The sequence below is a fragment of the Achromobacter sp. ES-001 genome (assembly GCF_019448355.1).
GTDB classification, from domain to species: domain Bacteria; phylum Pseudomonadota; class Gammaproteobacteria; order Burkholderiales; family Burkholderiaceae_B; genus Achromobacter; species Achromobacter spanius_B.
Genome location: NZ_CP079940.1, coordinates 3,113,492 through 3,135,962, shown reverse-complemented (window position 1 = coordinate 3,135,962; position 22,471 = coordinate 3,113,492). Strand labels below are relative to the sequence as shown.

23 protein-coding genes and 1 other annotated feature are annotated in these 22,471 nt (G+C 65.5%); of the genes, 14 read left to right on the top strand and 9 right to left on the bottom strand.

Translation table 11 applies throughout. From position 1 onward, the window contains the following. Window positions 1-167 precede the first annotated feature (167 nt). Window positions 168-320 (bottom strand): hypothetical protein, encoded by a 153-nt coding sequence (locus tag KYT87_RS14205; RefSeq protein WP_162941212.1) that lies wholly within the window; start codon window positions 318-320, stop codon window positions 168-170. Between the two features lie 441 nt (window positions 321-761). Here KYT87_RS14205 and KYT87_RS14200 point away from each other — a divergent pair, with 441 nt between their 5' ends. Both KYT87_RS14200 and KYT87_RS14195 read left to right on the top strand, forming a co-directional pair. Further along, window positions 762-1,370, top strand: a complete 609-nt coding sequence (locus KYT87_RS14200; RefSeq protein WP_219992506.1) for a TetR/AcrR family transcriptional regulator — start codon at window positions 762-764, stop codon at window positions 1,368-1,370. After that, window positions 1,367-1,846, top strand: coding sequence for a nuclear transport factor 2 family protein (locus tag KYT87_RS14195; RefSeq protein WP_104145512.1), 480 nt, complete (start codon window positions 1,367-1,369; stop codon window positions 1,844-1,846). The genes KYT87_RS14200 and KYT87_RS14195 overlap by 4 nt, the downstream gene beginning before the upstream one ends. 94 nt (window positions 1,847-1,940) lie before the next feature. On the opposite strand, the gene KYT87_RS14190 is transcribed toward KYT87_RS14195, so the two are convergent. After that, window positions 1,941-2,426 carry a MarR family winged helix-turn-helix transcriptional regulator gene (locus KYT87_RS14190; RefSeq protein ID WP_120155574.1) on the bottom strand — a complete coding sequence of 162 codons (486 nt, stop codon included), beginning with the start codon at window positions 2,424-2,426 and terminating at the stop codon, window positions 1,941-1,943. Window positions 2,427-2,547: 121 nt separating this feature from the next. On the opposite strand from KYT87_RS14190, the gene KYT87_RS14185 reads away from it, so the two are divergent. Beyond that, entirely contained in the window at window positions 2,548-3,816 is a 1,269-nt protein-coding gene (locus KYT87_RS14185) for an MFS transporter (RefSeq protein ID WP_219992505.1), read from the top strand. A 49-nt stretch (window positions 3,817-3,865) separates the two neighbouring features. Here the strand turns inward: KYT87_RS14185 and KYT87_RS14180 are convergent, their stop codons facing one another. Next, window positions 3,866-4,222, bottom strand: a complete 357-nt coding sequence (locus KYT87_RS14180; protein ID WP_219992504.1) for a SelT/SelW/SelH family protein — start codon at window positions 4,220-4,222, stop codon at window positions 3,866-3,868. 213 nt (window positions 4,223-4,435) lie between these two features. Here KYT87_RS14180 and KYT87_RS14175 point away from each other — a divergent pair, with 213 nt between their 5' ends. Both KYT87_RS14175 and KYT87_RS14170 read left to right on the top strand, forming a co-directional pair. Beyond that, on the top strand, window positions 4,436-5,632 hold the full coding sequence (locus tag KYT87_RS14175; RefSeq protein WP_120155566.1) for a multidrug effflux MFS transporter: 1,197 nt from the start codon (window positions 4,436-4,438) through the stop codon (window positions 5,630-5,632). Window positions 5,633-5,687: 55 nt separating this feature from the next. After that, window positions 5,688-6,482 (top strand): enoyl-CoA hydratase, encoded by a 795-nt coding sequence (locus KYT87_RS14170; protein ID WP_219992503.1) that lies wholly within the window; start codon window positions 5,688-5,690, stop codon window positions 6,480-6,482. On the opposite strand, the gene chrA is transcribed toward KYT87_RS14170, so the two are convergent. Then, a complete protein-coding gene (gene chrA, locus KYT87_RS14165) occupies window positions 6,479-7,735 on the bottom strand; it encodes a chromate efflux transporter (protein WP_104145518.1) in 1,257 nt (418 codons plus the stop codon). The genes KYT87_RS14170 and chrA overlap by 4 nt on opposite strands. 208 nt (window positions 7,736-7,943) lie before the next feature. Between chrA and KYT87_RS14160 the strand changes: the two genes are divergently transcribed. After that, window positions 7,944-8,423 (top strand): carboxymuconolactone decarboxylase family protein, encoded by a 480-nt coding sequence (locus tag KYT87_RS14160; protein ID WP_046805656.1) that lies wholly within the window; start codon window positions 7,944-7,946, stop codon window positions 8,421-8,423. Between the two features lie 63 nt (window positions 8,424-8,486). On the opposite strand, the gene KYT87_RS14155 is transcribed toward KYT87_RS14160, so the two are convergent. Continuing rightward, entirely contained in the window at window positions 8,487-9,908 is a 1,422-nt protein-coding gene (locus KYT87_RS14155) for a PLP-dependent aminotransferase family protein (protein WP_219992502.1), read from the bottom strand. Window positions 9,909-10,017: 109 nt separating this feature from the next. Here KYT87_RS14155 and KYT87_RS14150 point away from each other — a divergent pair, with 109 nt between their 5' ends. From KYT87_RS14150 to KYT87_RS14140, 3 genes are all read left to right on the top strand, one after another. Continuing rightward, window positions 10,018-10,464 (top strand): GNAT family N-acetyltransferase, encoded by a 447-nt coding sequence (locus KYT87_RS14150; protein ID WP_104145520.1) that lies wholly within the window; start codon window positions 10,018-10,020, stop codon window positions 10,462-10,464. Continuing rightward, a complete protein-coding gene (locus KYT87_RS14145) occupies window positions 10,461-11,078 on the top strand; it encodes an FMN-dependent NADH-azoreductase (RefSeq protein ID WP_219992501.1) in 618 nt (205 codons plus the stop codon). Before KYT87_RS14150 ends, KYT87_RS14145 begins: the two co-directional genes overlap by 4 nt. A gap of 252 nt (window positions 11,079-11,330) precedes the next feature. Continuing rightward, entirely contained in the window at window positions 11,331-11,741 is a 411-nt protein-coding gene (locus KYT87_RS14140) for a hypothetical protein (protein ID WP_046805653.1), read from the top strand. 70 nt (window positions 11,742-11,811) lie between these two features. Here the strand turns inward: KYT87_RS14140 and KYT87_RS14135 are convergent, their stop codons facing one another. Beyond that, the gene (locus KYT87_RS14135; RefSeq protein ID WP_219992500.1) at window positions 11,812-13,377 is read right to left on the bottom strand and encodes a TerC family protein; all 1,566 of its coding nucleotides are present in this window, start codon (window positions 13,375-13,377) and stop codon (window positions 11,812-11,814) included. Between the two features lie 476 nt (window positions 13,378-13,853). Beyond that, window positions 13,854-14,279 carry a hypothetical protein gene (locus KYT87_RS14130; protein ID WP_046805651.1) on the bottom strand — a complete coding sequence of 142 codons (426 nt, stop codon included), beginning with the start codon at window positions 14,277-14,279 and terminating at the stop codon, window positions 13,854-13,856. A 115-nt stretch (window positions 14,280-14,394) separates the two neighbouring features. Between KYT87_RS14130 and KYT87_RS14125 the strand changes: the two genes are divergently transcribed. The 4 genes from KYT87_RS14125 to KYT87_RS14110 all read left to right on the top strand — a co-directional run bounded on the left by KYT87_RS14125 (window position 14,395) and on the right by KYT87_RS14110 (window position 19,762). Next, on the top strand, window positions 14,395-15,189 hold the full coding sequence (locus KYT87_RS14125) for a gluconate 2-dehydrogenase subunit 3 family protein (protein WP_219992499.1): 795 nt from the start codon (window positions 14,395-14,397) through the stop codon (window positions 15,187-15,189). Beyond that, window positions 15,182-16,948 (top strand): GMC family oxidoreductase, encoded by a 1,767-nt coding sequence (locus KYT87_RS14120; RefSeq protein ID WP_104145525.1) that lies wholly within the window; start codon window positions 15,182-15,184, stop codon window positions 16,946-16,948. The genes KYT87_RS14125 and KYT87_RS14120 overlap by 8 nt, the downstream gene beginning before the upstream one ends. Window positions 16,949-16,950: 2 nt before the next feature. Further along, a complete protein-coding gene (locus KYT87_RS14115; protein ID WP_219992498.1) occupies window positions 16,951-17,901 on the top strand; it encodes a c-type cytochrome in 951 nt (316 codons plus the stop codon). Window positions 17,902-18,153: 252 nt separating this feature from the next. Further along, window positions 18,154-18,206: a sequence feature (sul1 is cis-regulatory element that is thought to sense ions involved in sulfur or methionine metabolism; They are found in Alphaproteobacteria), on the top strand. A 92-nt stretch (window positions 18,207-18,298) separates the two neighbouring features. Next, window positions 18,299-19,762, top strand: coding sequence for a SulP family inorganic anion transporter (locus KYT87_RS14110; protein WP_120155549.1), 1,464 nt, complete (start codon window positions 18,299-18,301; stop codon window positions 19,760-19,762). Between the two features lie 9 nt (window positions 19,763-19,771). Here the strand turns inward: KYT87_RS14110 and KYT87_RS14105 are convergent, their stop codons facing one another. Then, window positions 19,772-20,863, bottom strand: a complete 1,092-nt coding sequence (locus KYT87_RS14105; protein WP_219992497.1) for a DUF748 domain-containing protein — start codon at window positions 20,861-20,863, stop codon at window positions 19,772-19,774. Window positions 20,864-20,961: 98 nt separating this feature from the next. Between KYT87_RS14105 and KYT87_RS14100 the strand changes: the two genes are divergently transcribed. Further along, entirely contained in the window at window positions 20,962-21,318 is a 357-nt protein-coding gene (locus tag KYT87_RS14100; RefSeq protein ID WP_185975345.1) for a hypothetical protein, read from the top strand. A gap of 140 nt (window positions 21,319-21,458) precedes the next feature. Here the strand turns inward: KYT87_RS14100 and KYT87_RS14095 are convergent, their stop codons facing one another. Further along, on the bottom strand, window positions 21,459-22,364 hold the full coding sequence (locus KYT87_RS14095) for an EAL domain-containing protein (protein ID WP_219992496.1): 906 nt from the start codon (window positions 22,362-22,364) through the stop codon (window positions 21,459-21,461). Window positions 22,365-22,471: the final 107 nt, after the last annotated feature.

Sequence of the window (22,471 nt, the reverse complement as noted above, 5' to 3'; positions counted from 1 at the left end):
TGCGCCCAAACGAAAAGCCGCCGACGCGGCAAGGCGTTGACGGAAGTCGGACAAAAGGGGGAAGAGAAAGTCGCGCGCTACACGTTCAAACGGCGCACACAAGGCGCGCCGTCTGGGTGTTTGCTAGGCAAGAACTACGCCCGCGTGGGCGGGCGCAGCTAGAAGAACTACTTGGATGACCGCGACGTATCGCTGTCTTCAGAGGTTTCGGAATCCGCGTCGATGGAATCGATTTCCGATTCCTTGTTCGCGTCAGGGGCCGTCCAGTTCAGGGGCGGAACCTCGAAGCGCCACTTTTTACCAACCAGTTGATGCGACATGAGCGTTCTCCTATGCGTGGGCGCGTGGCTTTCCCGCCAAAGCAATGCACCACGGGTTCAAGCGTGCCAAGAATGCCCGGTAATTGCGGGGGGTGCGCAAGGTACTGCGTAGTATTGCGTGGTCTTGCGCGGGGTACTACTGGATGGCTTAGGCAAAAACTGCTGCGTCAGCCGGGGCATTCAAACGGGGGCAATGCAAAACAAAAAGCAAAATAAGTTTGCCGGCCAAAAATTCCTGCAACGGTCGTTTTTAGTTGTTCTTGGTTTTTTTCAGCGTTGCTTTATTTTGGCTGGCAATTAAAAGATCTTAACATATTTATCAGTGAAAAAGCAAGCAGATAATGGGTTAAGCCATAAAGCTTGACGCTTGAGAATGACCGTTCTACGATTCCTGAATCCTATGCAGAATGATCGTTCTCCGTAATGAACTCCAGTTTGGACATGCCCTCTTCGACCCCCGCCGCCGCTGTCACCGCCCCCGAACCCATGACGCAGACGCAGGAACGGCTGCTGCGCGCCACCGAACATTTGATTTACCAAGGCGGCATCCATGCCACCGGTATGGATCTCATCGTGAAGACCTCGGGCGTGGCGCGCAAGACGCTGTACAAGCACTATCCCAATAAGGACGCGCTGGTGGCCGCGGCGCTGGCCGCGCGCGATGAACGCTGGATGCAGTGGTTCGTTCACGCCACCACGCGGGCCGACGCGCCGCGCGACCGGCTGTTGTCCCTCTTCGACGCGCTGCAAGAATGGTTTGAATCCGACGGCTTTCGCGGATGCGCCTTCATCAACGCGGCAGGCGAAATCAGCGATCCGGCCAATCCCATCCGCCAGGTATCGCGGCTGCACAAAGCCCGTTTGCTGGACCATGTACGCGGCCTGGCGCAACAGGCCGGCCTGGCCGACCCGGACGAAGCCGCGCGACAACTGCTGGTACTGATCGACGGCGCTATCGCGGTGGCGCTGGTCACGGGCGACGTGTCCGTGACCGCCACTGCGCAACGCGCCGCCGCCGCCCTTTTCCCCCCACAAGAGGTTCGCCCATGACATCCCAACCCAATGTCCGCCCGCCGCTGCCGCCTTTCACGCACCAGAGCGCCGTGCAAAAAGTCCGGCTGGCCGAAGACGGCTGGAACAGCCGCGACCCCGACAAGGTGGCGCTGGCCTATAGCCTGGACACGCAGTGGCGCAACCGCGCGGAATTCGTCAAGAACCGCGACGAGGCTCGCGCCTTCCTGGCGCGTAAATGGGCGAAAGAACTGGACTACCGCCTGATCAAGGAGCTGTGGGCGTACACCGGCAACCGCATCGCCGTGCGTTACGCCTATGAATGGCATGACGATTCCGGCAACTGGTTTCGCTCATACGGCAATGAAAACTGGGAGTTCGGCGAAGACGGGCTCATGACGCATCGTTACGCCTGCATCAACGACTTGCCGATCAAAGACGCCGACCGAAAATTCCGCTGGCCGCTGGGTCGCCGTCCGGATGACCACCCCGGCTTATCCGAATTGGGGCTCTGACAAGATCATTGCGGGCGGGGCACCCGGGCGCCTGTCCCACGGGCGCAATCCGCTACCCGCCCGCGCCCTGCTCCATCGCAATCATTCATCGCAATCACTCATACGCCTTCAGCAACTTTCCCAACAGGCGGCTCAGCTGCTCCTGTTCAGCCTGCGTCAACGGCGCCAGCACGTCGGCCTGATTTTTCAGGTGGGCCACCAGCGCTTCGTCGATCAGCTTGATGCCGGCGCGCGTCAGCATCACCAAGGTGGCGCGGCCGTCGTTGGGGCTGGGCGTGCGGGCCACCAGGCCCGCCTTCTCCAGGCGATCGATGCGGTTGGTCATGCTGCCCGACGAAATCATGGCGTCTTCGTAAAGCGCCGTCGGGGTCAGCGCGTACGGCTTGCCACTACGGCGCAACGTGGCCAACACGTCGAATTCACCCGGCTGTAGGCCAAATTCAGCAAATAGCGGGTTGATGCGGTCGCGCGTAATCACCAACGCGCATTCGCCCAAACGCCCCAGCACACGCATCGTTGATACGTCCAGCTCGGGGCGTTCACGGTTCCATTGCTCGACGGCACGGCTTGCTCTGTCCACGGTTCTCTCTCTCCATTTATCTTGACGTCAAGATAAAATCCAAATATCTTGACGCCAAGATACTTTACCGGACGGCATTGCGGCAACTCCCGCCGCGCGTGCCGCCGGCCATGGAGCTGTTGTGTCATCGACTTATTTGAACGCCTGGCGCGTTGCCGCCATCATCCTGGTGGGCTTGAACCTGCGCCCCGTCCTGGCGTCCGTTCCCCCTTTGCTGGACCGGTTGCAAGCCGCTATTGCGCTATCCGACAGTGCGGCCGGCCTGTTGACGGCGCTGCCCGTATTGGTGATGGGCCTGGGCGCATTGAGTGTCGCGCCGCTGCGCCGCATGATGCGCGAACACCACGCCATCGCCGTCGGCGTAGCGCTGGTGATGGCGGCCACCGCATGCCGCCTGTGGGCCCATGACGCCAACTTGATGTTGCTGACGGGCGTTATCGCCGGGCTGGGCATCGCGGTCACGCAGGCGCTGCTGCCCTACACCATCAAGGCGCAATTCTCGTCCGGCGTCAGCGCCATCATGGGCCTGTATTCCACCGCCATCATGGGCGGCGCGGCCGTGGCCAGCGTGGCTTCGCCCGTCCTGGCCGAGCGTGTGGGCTGGCCTCAGGCATTGGCGGCCTGGTCCGTGCCCGCGGCGGCGGCTTTGCTGTGCTGGCTGCTGGTGTACCGATTGGGTGCCGTCGCTCCGTTGGCGACTGACGCGACGAAGGCGGCGAACGCGATGAACCCGACGAACGCGACGAAGGCGGCGAACGCGATGAACCCGACGAAGGCGACGAAGGCGACGAAGGCGACGAACGCGGCGGGCCAACCGGTCACCGGGCATTCGCACCGGTGGTTGCTGGCGGTGTTCTTCGGCCTGGGCACCGGTGCCTACACGCTGGTGCTGGCCTGGCTGCCGCCCTATTACACGGCCTTGGGCTGGACGCCGGTGTCGGCCGGACAACTGCTGGGCGCCGTGACGGTGGCCGAGATCGTGGCCGGCTTGCTGGTGTCGGCGGCAATCGGCCGGCTGCGCGACCGCCGGGTGGCACTGTTTACGGCCATCGGTTTGCTGACGCTGGGTTTGTTGGGGCTGATTTTCGCGCCCGTCTTGCTGGCGTGGCCTGCCGCCGTGCTGGCCGGGCTGGGCATCGGCGCGCTGTTTCCGCTGTCGCTGATCGTCACGATGGACCATGCGTCCACGCCTGCACAGGCGGGTCGACTGGCCTCTTTCGTGCAGGGCGTGGGCTACTTGATCGCCGCCCTGTTCCCGTTCGTGGCGGGCGTGATCCGTCAGCATCTTTCAGGGCTGCGGCCGGCCTGGATGCTGATGGCCGGCATCTGCCTGATCTTGTTCGCCATCGCCGCGCGGCTGCGCCCGCCTCACGGGAACGGCAAGCCATGACGATATCAGCGCGGCGCCGCACTTCCCGGTCGGCGCGCGGTGCGGCGGACTAGTCGTCCGGCGTGATGGCGGGGTCGGCCAAGGGGTCGGCCAAAGGGCCTGCCAACCTGCCCGCGGTGGGGCCGTCAATATGGCCCAGCGGGCGCGTGGGATCCAGGCGGTCGCGCACGCGCTGCTTCAAGATCTTGGCGTCTGGGAAACCGCCATCGCCTTTTCTATCCCAGATCAGGTCGCCGTTGTAGGTGATCTGGAATATGCCACCGGTGCCGGGCTGCAATACCACTTCGCCCAGATCGGTGGAAAAGGTGGACAACAGTTCTTGCGCAATCCAGGCGGCACGCAGCAGCCACTGGCACTGGGTGCAGTAAAGGATGACGATGCGGGGTCGGAAGGCCGGTGTGCTCATGGCGAAATATTCTATGCCCGGCCTGGCAAAGTCGCCAGATGCACCTGCGTGCGTCTCCAAACACGTCACACATGCGCTCCACATGCGCTCCACATGCGCCCTACATGCGCCCTACACGCGTCGCGCATGCATCCCACATCCGCCCCTGCTGCATGCGGCATTCATGGATAATGTCGGGTTTTCCCGGGTGTGCAATGCGCCCAGAGTCTTGCCATGAAGTCTGCTGCATCTTCCTCCAGCCAACGCTGGCTGATCGGCCTGTTGATGGGCCTGGTCACGCTCACGCCGATGGGCATCGATATCTACCTGCCTTCGCTGCCCGCCATGGCCGCCGGGTTTGGTGAACCCGTCAGCGCGTTGCAGGCCAGCATCACGCTGTTCATCTTCGCGGTGGGCCTGGGCCAGATGCTGATCGGGCCCTTGGCCGACCGCTATGGCAGGCGACCCGTCGCGCTGGGCGGCGCGTTGGCGTATCTGGCCGGATCGGCGCTGGGTGCGGCCGCGACATCCCTTGATGTGTTCTATGTGGCGCGGGTGATCCAGGGCCTGGGAGCCTGTTCGGCTTCACTGGTGGCTTTTGCCGCGGTGCGTGACCGTTTCAGCCCTGCCGTGGGCGCGCGCGTCTACAGCTATTTGAACGGTGCACTGTGCTCCGTGCCGGCGTTGGCGCCGATGCTGGGCGGCGCGCTGGCGGTGCATGCGGGCTGGCGCAGCACGTTTGTGTTCATGGTGCTGTTTGCGCTGGGCCTGATGGTGCTGTTGGCACGCCGCTTTGAAGAAACACGCGTGCCGCCCAGCGGCCCGCGCGGCGCGCTCTACAGCCTGCGCCGGTACCTGCCCATCGTGTCCAGCGGACGCTTCCTGTACTTCGCCATGTTCGGCATGGCGGGCATGGCAATGATCCTGGTGTTCGTCTCGGCTGCGCCCGTGGTGTTGGTGCAGCAGTTGGGCTATTCCGAGCTGGGCTTCTCGGCCTGGTTCGGCGGCAACGCCGCCATCAACATCGCGGCGTTCTTCCTGGCGCCCACCTTCATTGCGCGCTTTGGGCGCCACACGATGGTGCGGGTCGGCATGGTGGCGCTGCTGCTGGCATCGGCCATGCATGCCGCCGCCTGGTGGTGGATACCGCAAGCAGCCTGGGTGTTCATGCTGCCGGTTGCCGTGCTGACGGTGGGCTTCTCGTTGGCCTTGGGGTCTGGCTTGAGCCTGGCGCTGGAGCCCTTCGCCGAACGCGCCGGCACGGCCGCCGCCGTGTATGGCTTGTTCCAGATGAGCGGGTCGGCCATTGTGGCCACCGTGTTGCTGGACACCGGCGTGGCGCCGCAAGCGGCGATGGCACTGATCGGCGCGGTCATCGTCCTGCCCTTGCTCTTGCTGTCTCCCGCTATTGCGCGGCGGCTGCGCGGCTGAACCGACGCGCGGGGGCTTGCGCTAGTATCCAGGAATCGACCTTCCTGGAAACGACATGGCCCCGGATTCCCAGAACAACGACGCCCTGCTGTTGCGCACGTCGACCGACGGCGTGGTGACGCTGCGCCTGAACCGCCCCGCGCAATTCAACGCCTTGTCCGAAGGCTTGCTGACCGCCTTGCAGGAACAGATCGACGACTTGGCGGGCGACGCCACCGTGCGTTGCGTGGTGCTGGAATCCGCGGGCCGGGCCTTCTGCGCGGGCCACGACCTGCGCGAAATGCGCAGCCAGCCCAGCCTGGATTACTACCGCGCGCTGTTCCGCCAATGCAGCCGCGTCATGCAGGGTTTGCAGGCCTTGCCCGTGCCCGTCATCGCCAAGGTACAAGGCATTGCGACGGCGGCCGGTTGCCAATTGGTCGCCAGTTGCGACCTGGCGGTGGCGGCCGACTCGGCGCGATTCGCCGTGTCCGGCATCAACGTGGGTCTGTTTTGTTCAACGCCGGCGGTGGCGCTCAGCCGCAATGTGTCGGCCAAGCGCGCCTTTGAAATGCTGGTCACTGCCCGCTTCATCGATGCCGCGCAGGCCAAGGACTGGGGTTTGATCAACGACGCCGTGCCCGAGGCCGAGCTGGACGCGCGCGTCAACGCCCTGGCGGCCGACATCCTGGCCAAGAGCCCCAGCGCCATCCGCTACGGCAAGCAGATGTTCTACAAGCAGCGCCAGATGGCCTTGGGCGATGCCTACGATTACGCGGGCGACGTCATGGCGCGCAACATGATGGAAGCGGACGCGTCCGAAGGCATCGACGCCTTCCTGCAAAAGCGCGCGCCACGCTGGCAGGCTTAGGCCAGAAAGGCCAGCGCCCAACCGCCCGCCGCCGCCAGCAACACCACCCACACGGCGGACCATCGGGCATAGACCAGCAACGCAAACAGCAGCAAGGCAAGGCCGAAATCGGCCTTGTTCACAATGGCGCTGGTCCACACTGGGTCATACAGCGCGGCCAGCAATATGCCGACGACGCTGGCGTTCACGCCGGCCAGCATGTTGCGTACGCCGGGCCGGCGCCGCAGGCTTTCCCAGAAAGGCAAGGCGCCCACGACCAGCAAGGCGCCCGGCAGAAAAATGGCGGCCAACAGCACCAGGCCGCCGACCCAGCCCGTCAGCGGGCCGGTGGACAATGCGCCCAGAAAAGCAGCGAAACCGAACAGCGGCCCGGGCATGGCTTGCGCTGCCCCGTACCCGGCCAGGAAGTCGGCGCTGGAAACCATGCCGCCGGACACCGCCGTTGATTCCAGCAGCGGCAGCACCACGTGCCCGCCGCCAAACACCAAAGCCCCCGCGCGATAAAACCCGGCAAGCTGCGCGGCCGCTGGCGAATCCGACATGGCCGCCCATATCGGCAAGCCCGCCAGCAATGCCACGAACAGGGTCAGCGCCACATAGGCGGCGCCGCGCGACACGGCGTCGGCAGGGTTGGCCAGAATGGGCCGGGGCGGCAATTGCAGCACGGCCACCCCCACGACGACACCCAGCAAGATGGCGCCGATCTGGCCCCAGGCGCTGGGCAATACGACGGTAATCAAGGCGGCGGCCACGGCCAGGCCGGCGCGCGCGCGATCGGGACACAGTGTGCGGCCCATGCCCCACACGGCCTGGGCCACGATGGCCACCGCCGCGATCTTCAGGCCGTGTATGACGGCTGACCCCGACAGCCATCCAACATGCGCCAGGCCCATCGCAAAGCCGATCAGCGCAACGGCCGTGGGCAGCGTGAACGCCAGCCATGCGGCCAGCATGCCCATCCAGCCCGCGCGGCGCAGGCCGATTGCCATGCCGACCTGGCTGCTTGCCGGCCCCGGCAGGAATTGGCACAAGGCGACCAGGTCGGAATAGGCGTAATCGTCCAGCCAATGGCGGCGGTCGACAAACTCCGTACGAAAGTAAGCCAGGTGCGCCACCGGCCCACCGAACGAAGTCAGCCCCAGGCGCAGGAACACCAGAAAGACCTCCAGACAGGACCCGCGCGCCGCCTCCTCGCGTTCATGGGTGGCGGGCTTATTTGCGACGTGTTCGTCGTGTGATGGGGGGTGCGGCATGAGGTGGCTTCTAAGTCGGTCGGGGCGCCGGGTTTCCGCCCCTGGATCAAGCTTATAGCCGGGGCGCGCGCGTGTTTCAAGGGCCAGGCTTGCCGCCCGCATGGCCTAGAACTAAACATCATTTATGGCACTTTCTGGCTGGACCAATCTACCGCATCCTACGGCTTCCTGATTCCCTTTCCCTAACAGCGTCTTAAAAGGTAGGCCTATGAGCCAGCGGTTGAATTACTTCCAGGTGTCCGCGGAGCTGTCCAAGAAGTACATGGACTTCAGCGCGGCAATGAAAAAAGTGCCCGTCATCGAGGAGTTCGGCGATCTGGTCGATATCCGCGCGTCGCAAATCAATGGCTGCGGCTTTTGCCTGGACATGCACGTCAAGCAGGCCAAGCTGCACGGCGAACGCGAACTGCGTCTGCACCATGTGGCCATCTGGCGCGAATCGACATTGTTCTCGGCGCGCGAGCGGGCTGCGCTGGCATGGACCGAGGCGCTGACCACCCTGCCCCCGCATGGCGTGCCCGACCCGGTGTACAGCCACGTGCGCGAGCAATTATCGGAATCCGAAATCTCGGACCTGACCTTCCGTATCGTTGCCATCAACGGCTGGAACCGTTTGAACGTGGCGTTTCGTACCGTGCCCGGCTCGGCCGACGCCGCATTCGGGCTGGACAAGGCTGGGCTTAACTGAACGCTGGGCGTCGCCCGGCATACCTGCAAAGACCTCAAGGTCTGCAATAGGCGCCTATACCCACTACATCAACGCGCGGATTTGCAGGCCATAGTCGTACGCCTGACTCTCCGAAACGATATTGGTGAAGCCCAGCAACAGGCCGGGTTGCGGATCCGGCAGCGTGGACCATCTGGACAGCGGGTGCGCGTACAGCCCCTGTTCCAACATGCGGGCGGCCAGCGGCTGATCGCGCTGCCCGGCGTCCATGCGCGCCACCAGATGCATGCCGCCCGGCTGAGGTTCGATCCGCATGCGCGAGCCCAGCGCCGCGCTCAGGCCGCGCGCGGTAGCCGCGCGCCGTTCGCTGTATAGGCGCCGCATGCGCTGGATGTGGCGGCCGAAATGCCCTTCGGTGATGAAGGCCGTCAAGATGGCCTGGTTGAACGCCGCCGCGCCGCCCGACAGCAGGCGGCTGATGCGGTCAAAGCGCGGCACCTGCGCCGGGGGCACCACCAGATATGCCAGCCGCATCCCGGGAAACAGCACCTTGCTGAACGACCCCGCATACAGCACCCGCCCCTGCGCATCCAGGCTTTTCAGCGCGGGCAGCGGGCGGCCGACGTAGCGGTATTCCCCGTCGTAATCGTCTTCCACAATCCAGGCCTGACGGCGTTCGGCCCAGTCCAGCAACGCTTGCCGCCGGGGCAACGACAAAGACATCGACAGCGGACTTTGGTGGGCGGGGGTCACCACCGCGGCCTGGGCCAGGTCTGCGCGCGCCAGGCCTTCCGCCACCATCAGGCCATCCGCGTCCACCGGTATCGGCACCGCCTCCAGGCCCGCCTGCGCCAGCAGCGCCCGCGTGGGCGGATAACCCGGGTCTTCCACCCACACACGATCGCCCGGCGTCAGCAGCGCCTGGATGATGAGTTGCATCGTGAAGTTGTAGCCGGACGTGATGTACACCTGGGCCGGCTGGCAATGAATACCGCGCGCCACGCGCAGATAGGCGGCAAGCGCCGTGCGCAGGCTTGCCAGTCCATCGGCGGGCGGATAAGACAGGTCGGGCGCTTGCAGGCTGCGCAGTTCGCGCGCGCCCAATCGCGCCCACAACTTGCGCGGAAACGCGTCCAGCGCCGGGATGCCCATCTGAAACGGCAGGATGCGCGCCGGCCGATGCCAGCCGTGGTCGTCGTCGGCGGCCTGCACCGGGGCGACGGCGGCGGGTGCGGCGGCAAGGGGCTGCAAGTCAGGCGCGACGATGGTGCCGGCTTGGCCGCGCGCCTGGATGTAGCCCTCGGCGCTCAGCAGCGAATACGCCACTTCGATGGTGCCGCGCGCCACGCCCATTTCCTTGGCCAGCGCGCGAGCCGACGGAATGCGGTCGCCGGGCTTGAGCGTGCCCTCGGCGATGCCGCTGCGAAACCGCTCATAGACCTGCCGATACAGCGGGTCGGAATCGCCGGCGCGTAGCGGCGGCAAGGCATCGGGGCGGCTGATCATGGCATAGTCCAAAGTTCAATTTATGGCTCTTCAAATTATGGCATGGGGTTTCTACGATGACGGCTGACATTTGATGGCCCCCAACACTCCTATGCCGATTACCCATGCCATGACCGACCCCGACCTGAATCACATTGACACCGACGCCGACCTGCGCGCCTGCCTGCCCTTGATGCGCCAGTTGCGCCCGCACCTTGCCCACGCCGACGACTTTGTCGCCCGCATCGACCGCATGCGCGGCCAGGGCTATCGGCTGCTTGCCGGTATCGACGCCGGACAGGCGGTGGCGCTGGCTGGCTACCGCTTCCAGGAAAACCTGATCTACGGACGTTTCGTATACGTGGACGACCTGATCGTGGACGACACGCGTCGCGGCGGTCGCTGGGGCGCGCGCCTGTTGAGCGCCCTGGACGACATTGCGCGCCAGGCCGGTTGCGCCAAGCTGGTGCTGGATACGGGCCTTGCCAATTCCCTGGCCCAACGCTTTTACTTCCGCCAGGGCCTGCTAAGCACCGCCCTGCACTTTTCCAAGAACCTGGACGCCGTCACCGCATGAGCATTCTTCACATTCATTGCAGCCCGCGCGGCCGGGCATCGGAAAGCCACCGTTTGTCGCAACACATCATTGAACGGCTGCTCAGGGCGTCTGGCGATGCCGCGCCCGCCGTCATCGACATCGACGCTACCCGCCTGCCCAATGTCGATGACGATTACGCCGCCGCGTTGAGCTCGCCCGTGGACCCCGCCGACGACGTGCTGGCGCGCGGCGCGTTGCGCCAGTCCAGCGAACTGATCGACGCGTTGCGCCAGGCCACCCACATCGTCATCGCCACGCCCATGCACAACTTCACGGTGTCGGCGGCGTTGAAAGTCTGGATCGATCACGTGGTGCGCGTGCGCAGCACGTTTCGCATCACACCCGAGGGCAAGATCGGCAACTTGCCGGACCGGCCCGTGTATGTGGCGGTGTCGTCGGGGGGAGAATTCTCTGGCGAGGCGGCGCGCCAGCCGGACTTCCTGACGCCGTACCTGACGCATGTGCTGGGCACGATAGGCTTGAAGAACGTGACATTTTTCTCGGTGCAGGGCACGGCGCGCGGCGACGCGGCATTGCAGGCCGCGCGCGCATCGGCCCAAGCCGCCATCGCCGCGCATCCCATGGCCGCCTAGTCCATTCATCCCGTTGCCCGATCAGGCGCATCAGACGACCGGGCGCAACGTGGTGATTCTTCATAAGTGCTTGTTTACCAAGCCCTTTGGCCACGTCCGCCTATTTAATCGGGTCGCATTGACAGCGCGGAAACGCCGGCACTACGCTAGGCCGCACGCCAGGGCGCCCCATGTCCAAGCCCCCGCCTTGGCCATCGGATCATCGGGCGCCAGACGTAGCAGCCCCTCCGAAGTTCCCTGCTGGAGACACGTATGACCTGGCGCCAGCCCTTGTTTCGGGCATTGATCGTGCTTGCTCTATTCGTAGGACTGTCGCCGCCGTCCCAGGCCGCATGCAGCGACAAGAAAATATTGTCTCTGTCCGACGAGGGAAAATCGGTCAAGGCCATTGCCAAGGCCTGCAACATGGCGGCGGCGAAGGTGCGTGCCGTGGTGGAGGCCGATGACAATGCCGCCGACGACGTTGCGGCGGCCGCGCCCGTCGACGTGCCACGCAAGCTGCCTTCCGGTGCGGGCCTGGCCAGCTGCGACTGCCAGGGCACCGTGCCCTACGGCGACAAGGCGCCCGAACAGCGCTGCCAAAGCGGCACGTCGATCGCTACCCCGTGCGCCGGCTACTGCCCGCCACGCGGCATCGCCCCGTGGCGCCGCGTGTGCAGTTAGCGGCAGTGGTGGCCGCCGGCATACCGACCCGCGCGGTCCGCGTTGCGGGCGTCACGGCGGGCACAGGTGTTCACAGGTCCGGCCGCGCATGCACTTGATGCAGGCGCAGGCCGTCGCGGCGGGTGATTTCGAAGGTCCATTCATGCATGCGGATCGTGTCGCCGGCATCGGGCAAGCGGCCCGCCGCGCGCAGCAGGCATCCGGCCAAGGTGGCATCGGGGTATTCGTCCACCAGGCCCGGGGTGTTCAGCAGCCGCGCGGCCTCGCCCACCGACAAGCCGCCTTCCAGCAACCACGAGCCGTCGGACAACTGCAAGGCTTCGAGCTGGTCTTCGCTGTGCTCCGGCAGTTCGCCACCCACGGCCGTCAACACGTCCATCGGCGTGACCAGGCCTTCGCACACGCCGTGCTCGTCCACCACGATCAACATGTGGTCGCGCGAGGCGCGCAGCTCTTCAAGAATCTTCAACACCGGCGTGGTTTCCATGACGTAGCGCGGCTCGCGCGCCAGGTCCACCAGGTCGATAGGCCCGGGGTTGCGCAACAGCGGCATCACTTCCTTGAAATGCAGCACGCCCAACACATTGGACGCATCGCCCGCGCATAGCGGCAGACGCGAATGGCCGGTGGCGAATTTGCGCACCACCGCCTCGGGCGTGTCGGCCACATCCAGCCAGGTCATGTCGCCGCGCGGCACCATGATGGAACGCACGTCGTGCGCCCCTACCGACAGCACCCGTTCAATCATGGAGCTTTCCTCGGGCGCGAACGCGGGCTCGTCGCCCACACCATCCACCAGCGCCGCCATGTCGTCGGCCTGCTGACCGGGCTGGCCGGGCTGGCCGCTACGGCCGGCGCGCAGCAGGCGCAGAACCGCTTGCGCCGTGCGTTGGCGGCGGCCCAGCGCATGGGTTCCCTTCACGCGATTGCGCCGGGCCAACTGATTGCACAGCTCGATCAAGATAGAAAAGCCAATCGCCGCGTATAGATAGCCCTTCGGCACGTGGAAGTTCAGGCCTTCGGCGACCAGGCTGAAACCGATCATCAGCAACAGGCCCAGGCACAGGATGACCACGGTCGGGTGGCGGCCCACAAAGGCCATCAAGGGGCGGCTGGCCACCATCATCACGGCCATCGCGACCACCACGGCGATCATCATGATGCTCAGTTCCTGCACCATGCCCACGGCGGTAATCACCGAGTCCAGCGAGAACACGGCGTCCAGCACCACGATCTGCAAAATCACCTGCCAGAAGATGGCGTGCTGCGGCTTCTGGCCGGACTCATGGCCCGCGCTGCCCTCGACGCGTTCATGCAGTTCCATCGTGCCCTTGAACAGCAGGAACAGGCCGCCCAGGATCAGGATCAGGTCGCGGCCGGAGATCTCGCTGCCCAGCACGGTGAACAGCGGCTCGGTCAGCGTCACGACCCACGCGATGCTGGCCAGCAAGCCCAGTCGCATCACCAGCGCCAGGCTCAGCCCGATCAGGCGCGCGCGGTTGCGCTGCTCGGGCGGCAGCTTGTCGGCCAGGATGGCGATGAAGACCAGGTTGTCGATGCCCAAAACAATTTCAAGTACCACCAGCGTCGCCAGGCCAAGCCAGGCGGTGGGGTCGTTCATCCAGTCAAAAATCATTGTTGATCCGCAAGCGTCGGGCGGGCGCGCGCGATGGCGCCGCCCTGAGTAGGGAAAGCGTGGTCAATCAAGGGGGATTGGTTGCGGCCCGGCGGTGCGCGGCACGCTATTTGCGGCGTGGCGCGCGCGGTGCAAGCCGGCTGAGCGCGCCGATGCAGTCGGGCGGCCGGTCTTGTGGCAGGAAGAAAAGGTGGGCGCCAAGGCGCCCTGCTAGGAGGCGGGTCTTCAGTCATAAAAGGCCGCGTCCGCGAGGCTGCTTGAGCAAACCTTTATCGCGTACACCGCCGAACTCTCGTTCTTACAGGAAGCTGAATGATACCTGAAAGTTGGATTCCCTCAGATGGCCGCAGCCGCCCCGCGCGCAACGAAGCACGTTGCCCAAGCCGCGTCTACACAGGCCGCGGCAGGCGCCCCTGTCGCGCAAGCGGCAGACGCGACGGCGCCCGCGCAGCGGTGCGCGACCCCTGCCAGATTGCTCAGCGCGTGTCCGCGCCGCCGCCCGAGCCGGACGTGGCGCCAGCCCCCGGCATGCCCGCGTTGTCGGGCGCGCCCGCCTTGCCGCCGGGCACCGGTTTGCCACTATGGGTGCCGGATGCGGGCGCCTTCTGGCGCGAATCCGGTTCGCCCTTGGGCGGGGCATTCGAATCCTTGGCGCCGCGATCGGGCTTCTTGGTGGTTTCTTCAGTCGACGGCATTTTTTTCTGGTCCTCGGATTGCGCGCCCGGCACCGGCTTGCCGATGGCATTGGCGGGCGCCGTCTTTTCGTCAGCGGTGGGCATGGGCATGGAAGGTGGCGGCGCCGCCTGCGCAACCAGGGTGGTTTGCGACGTTTGGGCGGTGGTGGCCTGCCAGGGCAGCGTCGCCAACATGGCGCACAGCAGTAGCAGTTTGTGGCTTTTCATCGTTGTCTCCCAGTTGAAAACAGTGACAAACTACGCGCCAGCGGATAACGATTTTGTACGGATCTCTTTGAACTCATGGGCAAGTAGCGTGCCTGCCCTGACACTGGAGTGATGCATGGACGATCAATCCCCTAAGGACTTACCCGCGGACGATCAGCCGGTTGCCGGCCGACGCGGCTTGCTCAAGGCCTTGGCCGTGGGCGTGCCCGGTGCGGCCTGGGCCGCCAAGGCGGTCGGCGCGCCGACCGCGCCAGCCCCGGCAGCGGGCAACCCCGAAGGCCAGGCGGCCATCGCGCCGTCCGCCCCCCGCACCCTGCAATTTTTCAACGCAGAGGAAGCGAAAACGATGGACGCCATCGCGGCGCGCCTGATCCCCGCCGATGAGCTGGGCCCTGGCGCCAAGGAAGCCGGCGTCACCTTCTTCATTGACGGACAACTGGCCGGTGCCTGGGGCGCGGGCAGCCAGTTCTACCGCCAGGGCCCCTTTGAAAAAGGCACGCCCGAACAGGGCTACCAGCTTTCTTTCACGCCCGCCGAAATGTTCCGGCGCGGACTGGCCGCGCTGGATGCCGCCGCGCGCAAACAAGACGGCAAACCTTACGCGGAACTCGACGAAGCCAGGCAGGACGCCTGGCTTCATGATTTGCAGGGCGGCAAGGCAGACTTCTCGCCCTTGCCTTCCGATGTGTTTTTCCAGGCCGTGCTGGACGCCACCATTGAAGGCTTTTTTTCCGATCCGCTTTATGGCGGCAACGCCGACATGGTCGGGTGGAAGCTGGTGGGGTTCCCCGGCGCCTATGCCTCGTTTTCCAACGACATCGAACGCCACGGCGTGATCTGGGCGGGCAAGCCCGTATCTATCGCGAACGCACGCGGACACACGATGAAACCGGGAGACCAGCATGGCTAAAACATTACCTCCCGTGGACGTCGCCATCATCGGCGGCGGCTGGACGGGGTCGATCATCGGCAAGGAACTGGCCGCCGCAAAACAAAAAGTGGTGGTGCTGGAACGGGGGCAGGCACGCTGGCCGTCGCCGGACTTCCAGGGGCCCAACGTCCACGATGAACTGAAGTACACGCGCCGCCACGAACTGCACCAGGACGCGGCCACCGAAACCTTCACGTTCCGCAATAACACCGACCAGAAGGCCCTGCCGATGCGGCGCTGGCAATTCGCCTACCCGGGCACGCACCTGGGCGGCGCGGGCAACCACTGGTCGGGCGCGTACTACCGCTTCGACCCCACCGACTTCCGCATCCGCAGCCACTACACCGAACGGTATGGCGCAAATATCTTCGATAAGGAACTGACCTGCCAGGACTGGCCGGTCAGCTACGACGAGCTGGAACCGTACTTCGACCGCTACGACTACCTGATCGGTGCGTCGGGCCAGGCGGGCAACATCAAGGGCCAGAAGCAGGAAGGCGGCAACCCGTTCGAGCCGTGGCGCTCGCGTCCCTACCCCAACCCGCCGATGAAAGTGCCCTACGCCCCGGCGTTGTTCGGCGAAGCGGCGCGCGGGCTGGGCTATCACCCCTACGTGCAACCCTCGGCGCTCTGTACCCGCCCCTATGTCAATTCCGAAGGGCTGCACATGAGCGCGTGCGTGTATTGCGGCTTCTGTTCCAACTTCGGCTGTGAACATTTCGCCAAGGCCTCGCCCCAGGTGTGCATCCTGCCCGTGGCGCTGAAGATGGAGAACTTTGAAATCCGCACCGGCGCGCACGTGCTGCGCGTAGAGCTCACGCCCGACAAAAAGCGCGCGCGCGGCGTGACCTATGTAGACGCGGCGGGTGAAGAAGTGTTCCAGCCCGCCGAAATCGTGGTCCTGTGCGCCTTTGGCATCAATAACGTGCGGCTGTTGCTGTTGTCCGGCATCGGCAAACCGTACGACCCGGTCACCGACACCGGCGTGGTCGGCCGCAACTACACGCACCAGACCACGTCGGGCGTGAACCTGTTTTTTGACGAAGCCACCAACATCAACCCCTTCATGGGCGCGGGCGCGGTGGCCGTCACCATGGACGACTTCAGCGCCGACAATTTCGACCACGGCCCGCACGGGTTCGTGGGCGGCGGCTACTTGCAGATCCAGGTGGTCAGCGGCGCGCCCATCGGCTACCACCCCACGCCCAAGGGCACGCCGGCCTGGGGCGCCGACTGGAAGAAGGCCGTCAAGCGCTACTACAACCATTCCGCCTCCATCACCATCACCGGCTCGGCCCAACCCTGGCGCGGCGGCTACCTTAGCCTGGACCCCACTTATAAAGACGCCTGGGGCCTGCCGCTGTTGCGCGTCACGTACGATTTTCCGGACAACGACATCCGCATGTCGGCATTCCTGACGGCCAAGGGGGATGAAATCGGGAAGGCCATGAAGGGCATCGTGCGCACCGAACCCGGTCCGCGCAAGCGTCCGTTCTCGGCCACCGCCTACCAGTCCACCCACCTGACCGGCGGCGCGGCCATGGGCGACAACCCGGAAACCAGCGTGGTCAACCGCTACGGGCAAAGCTGGGACGTGCCCAATGTGTTCGTGACCGGCGCGGCGTTGTTTCCGCAGAACTCGGGCTACAACCCGACGGGCACCGTGGGCGCCACCGCCTACTGGATCGTGGAAAAAATCAAGGCGGACTATCTGCGTTCGCCGGGACGGCTGGTGTGATCATGATTGAACATCGCAAAGGCATCTCTATCGCCGTGCTGCTGATCGTGGCGCCACCGCTCGTCACGCTGATCGCCACGGCCCACCAGATGATCGGCACCGGCGGCGACGGGCTGATCCGGGCCCGGGCCGTGACGGCATCGGCGCCACCCGCCACGCAGGCGCCCGCCACCGCACCGGCCGCCTCGGGCGCACCGGGCGCACCGGGCGCCACACCGGGCGCCACACCGGGCGCCACCCCCGGCACTGCAGCCGGCACGGCACCCGCGCCCACGGCCGCGGCCGCCCCGCCCAAGCCCCCGGCGCCCGTGCCAGGACGCAGCGCGCTGGACTTCAGCGCATCGCGCCCCGCATGGGAAACCTTTCTGCGCGATGCCGACCCGGCGGCCGGCAAGCAATTGGCGGCCAACGGCAAACCCGCCGCCGGTGTGCAAGCCTGCGTGGCCTGTCACGGCCAAGCCGGCATCACGCCGTCGGGCGGTATCTTTCCCAACCTGGCGGGCTTAAGCAGCGAATACCTGGCCAAGCAACTGGCCGATTTCCGCAGCGGCGCGCGAGTACAGCCCTTGATGAATACCGTGGCGCGCGCGTTGTCCGAGCAGGAAATCGGCCAAGTGGCGGCGTACTACGGCACGCTGGCCGGGCCGCCCATGCACGTGGGCGAGTTTGGCGGTGACGCCGCCCGCAAGCTGGACGTGCAAGGCGACGGCGCACGCGCCTTGCCCGCCTGCGCCAATTGCCACGGCCTGCGCGGCATGGGCGAAGGGCCGCTGATACCCAGGCTTGCCGGCCAATCGCGCGAGTACTTCACCGACCAGATGAACGCGTTTCGCAGCGGCTCGCGCCAAAACGATGACGTCGGGGTGATGCGCGCCTTTTCGCAACGCCTGACCGACGCCGAGATACAGGCGTTGGCGGCCTACTACGCGGGGCCGGCGCCTCAGCAACGGTAAGCGCCGCAGCTTGCCTTTCGCGGCGCCGGGGTGGCGGCGGGTGGCGGCGGGTGGCGGCGGGTTGCGGCGGGTTGCGGCAGGTTGCGGCGGGTTGCGGCAGGTTGCGGCGGGTTGCGGCAAGTTGCGGCAGGCTGCCGCACGTTGCCGCAGGCGGCGGCCCCTTTGGCCGCCGCAACGCCCTGCAAGCCCGTCCATGTACAATCCCCACCGCCGTGTCTGCAATGGACGCGGCGATCGCGTTACCGCGATCCTGGTGGACCCGGCATGCCGGGTGGCTCGGCCGGGCGCCTATCCCCCGGACAACTTCAAGCGACTTTGGGTGCGTGCCCGGAACTTGCCGCATCGGCCCTGGGCACGATGACGCCCCACCGCTTGCTGACCTCAGGCTAGCTGAACCATGTTTTCGTTTTCCACGCTGCGCCGCGATTGGCTGTCCAATCCCCGCGCCGATATTCTTGCGGGCGTGCTCGTTGCGCTGGCACTGATCCCCGAGGCCATCGGCTTTTCCATCATTGCCGGCGTTGATCCCAGCGTGGGCTTGTACGCGTCGTTCTCGATCGCGCTGGTCATCGCCTTTGCCGGCGGTCGCCCCGCCATGATCTCGGCCGCCACCGCGGCCATCGCCGTGCTGGTCGTGCCGCTGGTGCGCGACCATGGCATCGCGTATCTGTTCGCGGCCTCGGTGCTGATGGGCGTGTTGCAGATCGTGGCGGGCCTGTTGCGCCTGGACCTGCTGATGCAGTACGTGTCGCGTTCGGTAGTCACCGGCTTCGTCAACGCGCTGGCCATCCTGATCTTCATGGCGCAGTTACCGCAGCTGACCCACGTGACGTGGGTGGCGTATGCGATGGTGGCGGCGTCCCTGGCAATCATCTATGTGCTGCCGCGATTCACCAAGGTGATACCTTCGCCGCTGGTGGCCATCATCGCCATGACGGCGGTGTCCATCTATCTGGGGCTGGACGTCAACACGGTGGGCGACATGGGCAAGCTGCCTTCCGCCCTGCCCTCATTCGCGCTGCCGGACGTGCCGTTCACGCTGGACACGCTGCGCATCATCCTGCCGTATTCGCTGACGATGGCCGCCGTGGGCTTGCTGGAATCGATGATGACCGCCCAGATCGTGGACGACATGACCGACACGTCCAGCGACAAGCGCCGCGAATGCAAGGGCCAGGGCATGGCCAACATCGTTACGGGCTTTTTGGGCGGCATGGGCGGTTGCGCGATGATCGGGCAGTCGGTCATCAACGTGCGTTCCGGCGGACGCACCCGTTTGTCCACCTTTGTGGCGGCAACGTTCCTGCTGTTTTTGATTGTGGTGCTGGGCCCGCTGGTGGCGCGCATTCCGATGCCGGCGCTGGTGGCGGTGATGATCATGGTGTCCATCGGTACGTTCAACTGGCGCTCGCTGCGCAACCTGACATCGCATCCCTGGCAATCGTCCGTGGTCATGCTGGCCACCGTTCTGGTGGTGGTGTGGACGCACGACCTGGCGCGCGGCGTGTTGACCGGCGTGGTGTTGAGCGGGCTGTTCTTCGCCGGCAAGGTCAAGGGCCTGCTGACGGTGACGTCACAGCGGGCAGACGACCGCGCCGCCCGCGTCTATCGCTACCAGGGCCAGGTGTTCTTTGCGTCGACGGGCCGGTTTGCCGACGCCATCGATTTCAACGATGACGCCCCGGCCGTCGTCATCGACCTTAGCGGCGCGCACTTCTGGGACATCTCAGCCGTGGATGCGCTGGAAAAAACCGTGGCCAAATTGCGGCGCGCGGGCAAGACGGTCGAGGTGATCGGCCTGAACGAGGCCAGCGCCACGATGGTCGGCAAGTACGCATCGCCGGCCCCGGGCTCGCACTGATCGCCTGGCTTAAGGGCTAAGCAGATCCGACAAGGCGTCGCCCAGTTCCTTGACGGCGCCCGTTACGCCTTCGGCGGCGCCTTCCGCGCCCACGCCGATCGCCCGGCCGAACCCGCGCGCCACTTGCGCGGCAAACCCTCGCGTGACCGAGAACTTCGGATTGTCCAGGCTGCCGCGTAGCGCGAATTCAAACCGCAACGCGCCCGTCTTGTCTTTCATGGCGGCCAGCACGGCCTTGCGCGGCAGGGAAAATACAGACCCGTCGCCCGTGAACTTCAGGTCGCGCAGCGCCACCGTGCCGGACGCGCGCAGGTCACGCTTGTCGATGGCGGTGGTCATGTCCAGGTCCATCGCGCCAGCGGCCAGCGTGCCCGCCCCGTTCTCGGACAGGTAGGGCGCGGCATGGCGGATGTCCATATTGCGCACCGCCACCTTCATGTTGGAATCCGTGCTGCCCAAGGCCACCCAACCTTGCGCGCGCACGGTGGATTCGCCGTTGCGGTTGTCTTGCACCACCCCGCTGAATTCCAGGTCGCTATGCGACCCGTCGCCCGGGATGGCGATCGGGTTCAAGCGCGCCTGAACGTTCTTGAACGCGATGCGATGCGGCGGTTTCGACACGACCGCATCCAGGAAATCCAGGCGCCCGTCGCGCAGCACCAGGTCCGCGATGCGGATCGGCATGGGTCCGCGCGTGCGGCTTTCGCCCGAATGCAATGCGGTCTGCAAGGCCGGCGCAATCTGCATATCGTCGCCGCTGCGCACCACCGCAAAGTCAAAGCCTTCAACCAGCACGGTGTGGAACACGGCTTCGTGGCGCAGAAAGGCCGTCCATTCCGGTTCCAGCGTCACGCGCGTGGCGCTGGCCTTGTTCTGGCCGGCCGCACCCGGCACCACGACGTCGGTCAACACCACTTGCCGCAAGCCCACGCTGATGTCGCCCACCTGGCTGCGCGGCCCCAACAGACTGTAGATGCGCTGCTCGACCATGCGCGTCGCGGCAAACGCCAGTATCGCCACCAGGGCGACAAGCATCAGCAGCACGGCCAGCGTGGTGCCCAGGGCCGAACGCCGGCGCGGAGCTGGGGCGGGAATGCTCATGAAAGATCCTGTGTGGGCGAACGAAAGTGCGCGCAACCGCGCGGGCGCAACCAAGGCATGGTCAAAGATACGGCGACATTATTCAATGGTCGAAATGGATGATGGCAGCAATCCCGGCCGCCAAGCAAATGGCCCCGGCCTCGCCGTGGTTGCTGGCGGGGCCGGGGCCGTCGGGAGTCGCGCTTGCCGTACTGGGAAATCAAGACGCGGTCGAGACGCTAGCGCTGCGTCTTGTTTTGCTGTCCGGGGTTCTGGCCTTGCTGGCCCTGGCCCTTGTCAATTTGCTGACCGGGCTGCTGACCCGATTGCTGGCCCGGCTGTTGACCCGGCTGCTGCTTGTCACGCGAATTTTCCTGGGCCTGTTGCTTCTGCGGCTGCTTTTGCTGGTCGGGCTGGTTCTGATTGGACATTGCGTGTCTCCTTTAGGGCGGAACGATTCCGCTGGACAGGAGTAGCAACTGGCGTGCCCAAACAACACCGTGTGCCGGATGCGGGGGGCAAAGTTTTGATGACCCTGATTGATTGGTGCCCGGCGCGGCAAGCGCCGCAGCCTGCCGGGGGACGGCCGCTCGGTAAGAATTACCGGCAGCTTCGATTACTGGGTGGTCACGCGCGCACGCGAGGAAGGCTCGGCGTCGGCGCCGTCGAAGGCTTCGATCCACGAAGAGGCGTAGCTGGCGGAGGCGGCCAGCGGAGCTATCCCGTCGCGTTGGGTGCGCAGGCGCACCATCAGCTCGTCCAGCACCATGGGGCGGCCCAGCGCAAAGCCCTGTCCATAGCGGCAACCCGCCGCGCGCAAGGCCGGGATGTCGGCCACGTTCTCGACGCCTTCGGCCACCACGCGCCAGCCCATGCGCGTGGCCAGCTCGGCGGCGGTGCGCAGCACTTCAAAGGCCACCGCGCTGCGGCGCATGCGGGTCACGAAATATTGATCGATCTTGACTTCGGATAAGGGGATTGCAGACAGCAGCTTCAGCGACGCATGGCCGGTGCCGAAGTCATCCAGGCTGACTTCGCAACCGGCGTCCTCAAGCTTCATCAACGACGCGCGCAGCACGTCCAGTTCCTTGATGGGCTGGTCTTCGGTAAGCTCCACGCGCACCAGCGAGGCCGGCAACTCGGCGGCCTGGATGCGGTTAAGCAGAAAGTCCACGCAGCGCTCGTCCGACAAGGTCGTGGCCGGCGCGTTGATCGCCACGGGCACGGCAACGCCCATTCTGCGCATGGTCAGCAGCACATCGATGACGCGCAGGCACACGCGTTCGAACAACTGCTTGTCCAGGCCCATGCGATTGACGCCGGGGATGAATTCGGCGGGCATGACGACGCCCAGCCGCGGGTGTTGCCATCGCGCCAGCGCCTCGGCCGACACGATCTTGCCGGTCAGCAAATCCACCTGGGGCTGCAACAGCACGCGCAGCCCGTCCTTACCCGCAATCATGGCCGCGATTTCCTCATCGCTGACCACCGAGCCTGTGGAAGCCTCGTGATTCGGTGTCATGTCTACGCTCCTAGCGTGTTCCCGGATAAAGCCTGCGCTGTCCGGGCGCAGATAGAACACATTGGGACATGAGTATTCACTGTTGGCTTGCCGCAATCCGCGGGGGT

What these genes read in the sequence shown, in the direction of transcription:
- KYT87_RS14205 (WP_162941212.1), bottom strand. Translation starts at nt 320, where the DNA reads ATGTCGCATCAACTGGTTGGTAAAAAGTGGCGCTTCGAGGTTCCGCCC.
- KYT87_RS14200 (WP_219992506.1), top strand. Translation starts at nt 762, where the DNA reads ATGCCCTCTTCGACCCCCGCCGCCGCTGTCACCGCCCCCGAACCCATG.
- KYT87_RS14195 (WP_104145512.1), top strand. Translation starts at nt 1,367, where the DNA reads ATGACATCCCAACCCAATGTCCGCCCGCCGCTGCCGCCTTTCACGCAC.
- KYT87_RS14180 (WP_219992504.1), bottom strand. Translation starts at nt 4,222, where the DNA reads ATGAGCACACCGGCCTTCCGACCCCGCATCGTCATCCTTTACTGCACC.
- KYT87_RS14175 (WP_120155566.1), top strand. Translation starts at nt 4,436, where the DNA reads ATGAAGTCTGCTGCATCTTCCTCCAGCCAACGCTGGCTGATCGGCCTG.
- KYT87_RS14170 (WP_219992503.1), top strand. Translation starts at nt 5,688, where the DNA reads ATGGCCCCGGATTCCCAGAACAACGACGCCCTGCTGTTGCGCACGTCG.
- chrA (WP_104145518.1), bottom strand. Translation starts at nt 7,735, where the DNA reads ATGCCGCACCCCCCATCACACGACGAACACGTCGCAAATAAGCCCGCC.
- KYT87_RS14160 (WP_046805656.1), top strand. Translation starts at nt 7,944, where the DNA reads ATGAGCCAGCGGTTGAATTACTTCCAGGTGTCCGCGGAGCTGTCCAAG.
- KYT87_RS14155 (WP_219992502.1), bottom strand. Translation starts at nt 9,908, where the DNA reads ATGATCAGCCGCCCCGATGCCTTGCCGCCGCTACGCGCCGGCGATTCC.
- KYT87_RS14150 (WP_104145520.1), top strand. Translation starts at nt 10,018, where the DNA reads ATGACCGACCCCGACCTGAATCACATTGACACCGACGCCGACCTGCGC.
- KYT87_RS14145 (WP_219992501.1), top strand. Translation starts at nt 10,461, where the DNA reads ATGAGCATTCTTCACATTCATTGCAGCCCGCGCGGCCGGGCATCGGAA.
- KYT87_RS14140 (WP_046805653.1), top strand. Translation starts at nt 11,331, where the DNA reads ATGACCTGGCGCCAGCCCTTGTTTCGGGCATTGATCGTGCTTGCTCTA.
- KYT87_RS14135 (WP_219992500.1), bottom strand. Translation starts at nt 13,377, where the DNA reads ATGATTTTTGACTGGATGAACGACCCCACCGCCTGGCTTGGCCTGGCG.
- KYT87_RS14130 (WP_046805651.1), bottom strand. Translation starts at nt 14,279, where the DNA reads ATGAAAAGCCACAAACTGCTACTGCTGTGCGCCATGTTGGCGACGCTG.
- KYT87_RS14125 (WP_219992499.1), top strand. Translation starts at nt 14,395, where the DNA reads ATGGACGATCAATCCCCTAAGGACTTACCCGCGGACGATCAGCCGGTT.
- KYT87_RS14120 (WP_104145525.1), top strand. Translation starts at nt 15,182, where the DNA reads ATGGCTAAAACATTACCTCCCGTGGACGTCGCCATCATCGGCGGCGGC.
- KYT87_RS14115 (WP_219992498.1), top strand. Translation starts at nt 16,951, where the DNA reads ATGATTGAACATCGCAAAGGCATCTCTATCGCCGTGCTGCTGATCGTG.
- KYT87_RS14110 (WP_120155549.1), top strand. Translation starts at nt 18,299, where the DNA reads ATGTTTTCGTTTTCCACGCTGCGCCGCGATTGGCTGTCCAATCCCCGC.
- KYT87_RS14105 (WP_219992497.1), bottom strand. Translation starts at nt 20,863, where the DNA reads ATGAGCATTCCCGCCCCAGCTCCGCGCCGGCGTTCGGCCCTGGGCACC.
- KYT87_RS14100 (WP_185975345.1), top strand. Translation starts at nt 20,962, where the DNA reads ATGATGGCAGCAATCCCGGCCGCCAAGCAAATGGCCCCGGCCTCGCCG.
- KYT87_RS14095 (WP_219992496.1), bottom strand. Translation starts at nt 22,364, where the DNA reads ATGACACCGAATCACGAGGCTTCCACAGGCTCGGTGGTCAGCGATGAG.